Raw genomic sequence first — 3,195 nt, forward strand, 5'->3', positions numbered from 1 at the left:
TTATGGAAATGAATTTCAATGTCGATCCCGACTGGGGCGGCGCGGAAAGCGGATCGACGGCGACTTCCGCCCACGGTGCGGGGCCATTTGGCTTTACCGGCACCGTGCGCAAAAGGGCCTTGGCCGCAACGGGTTTGGCCACGCTTGCCGACGACGACTTCGGCGGCGGCCCGGTGATGCCGATGGTGCCGGCGACCTGGAACGCAGCTCATAGCGGCGAGGCGGGACAAGGCGGAGAGCGCGACTGATGCGGCAACGCTCACCGGGCGTTGACGCGGAGATGTCGCTGGGCTGGTTGCTGGAGCCGCTCTCGGTCGAGACCTTCCTCGACGAGATCTGGGGCAAGGACCACCACCACATCACCAGCGCCCGCTCCTTCGATGCCCTCTTGCCGGGACCCGCGACGGTCGACGGGCTGCTCGAGCTGTTCCGCCACGAACCGGCGGCGTTGCGGCTGGTACGCGGAAAAGACAAAAAGGGCCCGGACAGTTACCGGTTGGCCGATGACACTCTCGATGTCGCGGGCGTCCGCAATGACTTTGCCGACGGCTACACGATCGTCTTGGACGGCGTCGAGCAATACGTGCGGACGATCGGAACACTGGCCCGATCGCTCGAGGTGGAGCTGAACTTCCCGACGCAGGTCAACACTTACATCACCCCACCGCAGTCCACCGGGCTCGTCCCGCATTACGACGACCATGATGTCTTGATCCTGCAGATTCAAGGCTCCAAGACGTGGCATCTCTACGTCGGAGCGGATATGCCACCACGCGAGATCCAGCGCGACAAGGATAAAGCCGTTGTCCTCGAAATACTTCCGACGCCCACGGACGTGCACCTGGAGGCCGGTGACGTGCTGTACGTGCCGCGCGGCCGGGTGCACGCAGCCGAGACGCAGTCCGAGCCATCGATTCATCTGACCGTTGGAATTCACGCGCCGACGGTGCTCATGCTGGCGATCGGAGCGCTGTACTCGCAGAGCTTCCGCGATGACCGTCTGAATGCCCGGCTGCCGGCCCGTCATCTCGACGACGGGGAGCTGGCTGCCACGGTTCGGGACTTGGTGTTGGAAGCCGTTGCGACAGTGCAGGATCCAGACGCGATGACCGACGGCGTCGGCTTACTTTCCGACGTGTTGGTTCGTCGCGGCAAGTGTCCGCCGGTCGGCCAGATCGCCGGTGCCAATACTGTCGACACCCAAACCCGGGTGGTGAAATACCAACCGCTGTATTCGCGGGTGAAGGCCGCCGACGGCGGGGTGACCCTGCACTTCGCCAGCTTGTCGATCAACGCAGGCTTTGACCACGAAGCCGCACTGCGATTCGTCTCTGCGAGCACTGAGCCATTCCAGGTCGGCGATCTTCCGGCCTTGCGCCCTGAACAGCAGACGGATCTCGCCCGCACGCTCATCGTGAGTGGATTTCTTGTTCGGTTGCCCAATGGGGGAGCAGATAGGGAACATGACTGAATGCCGCAGCGCTCCTCGGGCGTCGACCCGGAATCGTCCTTGGACTGGTTGCTGGCGCCGCTGACTGTCGAGACCTTTCTCACCGAGATCTGGGGTCAGAGTCACTACCACGTCAGCCGGAACTGCCCCGAATACTTCGACACCCTCTTCGACGGGCCGGCATCCGTGGATCAGCTGCTGGGGATGTTCCGGCCGGACCTGTCGTTGGTACGGCTAGTCCGGGAGAACGACAGAAAGGAGCCGTACCACTACCGGCTTAGCGACGGCAGCTTAGATGTTGCGGGAATCGGCCACGATTTTGCTGACGGCCACACGATCGTCCTGGAAAGCGTTCATCGGTATGTGCGCGCGATCGCGTCGCTGTTACACGGCATCGAGGTCGAACTGAATTTCGCCACCCAGGTCAACGCGTACTTCACACCGCCCGAATCCCAGGGCTTCGTCCCGCATTACGACGAGCACGACGTGCTGATCATGCAGCTTCGGGGATCCAAGATCTGGCATCTGTACGACGGTATCGATGTCGCCCCGCGTGCCGCGCTGCGCCATCAGCCGGTCGCCGCCGACGCGCTTCCGTCGCCCACCGACGTGCGCATGGAAGTCGGCGACGTGCTTTATCTACCGGGCGGCCGCGTTCACGCGGCCGAAGCGACCTCGGAGGTATCGGTCCATCTGACCGTTGGCGTGCTCGCGCCCACGCTGCTCGTGCTGGTCACTCGAGCGCTCAATTCGCTGAGCGGCTCCGACGACCACGTCCACACCCAGCTGCCGCCGCGGTATCTCGACGACCCGGACGCGCAGGCCACCCTGGGCGTGCTTGTCCACGACGTCGTTGAAGCCCTTGGACAGCCGAGTGCCATTTCCGCAGGCCTCGGTTCGCTCGCCGACGACCTCGTCCGGCGTGGCCAGAGCCCGCCCGTCGGACGGGCGATAACGAACGGCATCGGGATCGACGGTCACGTCCGAGTGGTGAAGTACCAACCACTATTTTCACGTGTGACCGAAACGGCCGACGGAGTTGCGTTGCACTTTGCGCAACTCGTGGTCAGCGCCGCGCCCGACCATCGCGAGGCGTTGCAGTTTCTCTCCAAAACCACTGAGCCCTTTCGGGTTTGCGAACTTCCCGGGCTGTCCGAGGCACAGCAGATCGACCTGGCCCGTACCCTGATCGTGAACGGGTTCCTGGTCCGGCTCCCGGGCGACTGATGGAGATCGCCGACCTGGCCCGTTGGACACCGGTCAGATTCGACTTCTCCGGGCCCGCACCGACCGTCGACTGGGCGGACCTTTCCGCCGAACGCTTCGACGAACCATTCTTCGACCAGACCGTCGCTCGGTGGGCCACGACTCCAGGTGCCCAGCCACTCGTCAGAACCGAACTCGATGCGTTTCTCGCGTTGGATAGCGAGTCGTCACTTGACCCGGCGGGCATGATCTTTCACCTCTCGCGATGCGGATCGACGTTGGTATCCCGGCTCCTCGGCACCCTGCCCGGCGTCGTCGTTGTCGCCGAACCTTCGCCACTGAACGCGCTTCTCGGTCTCGACCCCGCTCGGGTCGATGCGGCCGCACTGGTGCGGATGGTGCGGCTTCTGGTGCGGGCGCTGGGGCGACGCCGGCACGGCGACGAACAGCACCTGGTGCTCAAGTGCACCAGTTGGAACATTCGCCGCCAGGAAATCCTGACCGCGGCCTTTCCCGGCACACCGTGGGTGTGGGTTCAG

Annotated in this window: 3 protein-coding genes and 1 pseudogene; all 4 read left to right on the top strand. The window is 64.1% G+C overall.

What is annotated here, in order from left to right; translation table 11 throughout:
• Positions 1 to 248: pseudogene (locus tag VN856_RS19420) on the top strand (PPE family protein); the annotation flags it as partial.
• Positions 248 to 1,471 (top strand): cupin domain-containing protein, encoded by a 1,224-nt coding sequence (locus tag VN856_RS19425; RefSeq protein ID WP_325691955.1) that lies wholly within the window; start codon positions 248 to 250, stop codon positions 1,469 to 1,471. The pseudogene VN856_RS19420 and the gene VN856_RS19425, both read left to right, overlap by 1 nt.
• Positions 1,472 to 2,677 (top strand): cupin domain-containing protein, encoded by a 1,206-nt coding sequence (locus VN856_RS19430; protein ID WP_325691957.1) that lies wholly within the window; start codon positions 1,472 to 1,474, stop codon positions 2,675 to 2,677.
• The coding region (locus VN856_RS19435) for a hypothetical protein (RefSeq protein WP_325691959.1) at positions 2,677 to 3,195 on the top strand (519 nt) is incomplete at its 3' end. The genes VN856_RS19430 and VN856_RS19435, both read left to right, overlap by 1 nt.

Source organism: Mycobacterium sp., from assembly GCF_035603715.1.
GTDB lineage: Bacteria > Actinomycetota > Actinomycetes > Mycobacteriales > Mycobacteriaceae > Mycobacterium.

Bases quoted from the DNA above. Each gene is read 5' to 3' on its own strand.
- VN856_RS19425 (WP_325691955.1), top strand. From the start codon at position 248: ATGCGGCAACGCTCACCGGGCGTTGACGCGGAGATGTCGCTGGGCTGG.
- VN856_RS19430 (WP_325691957.1), top strand. From the start codon at position 1,472: ATGCCGCAGCGCTCCTCGGGCGTCGACCCGGAATCGTCCTTGGACTGG.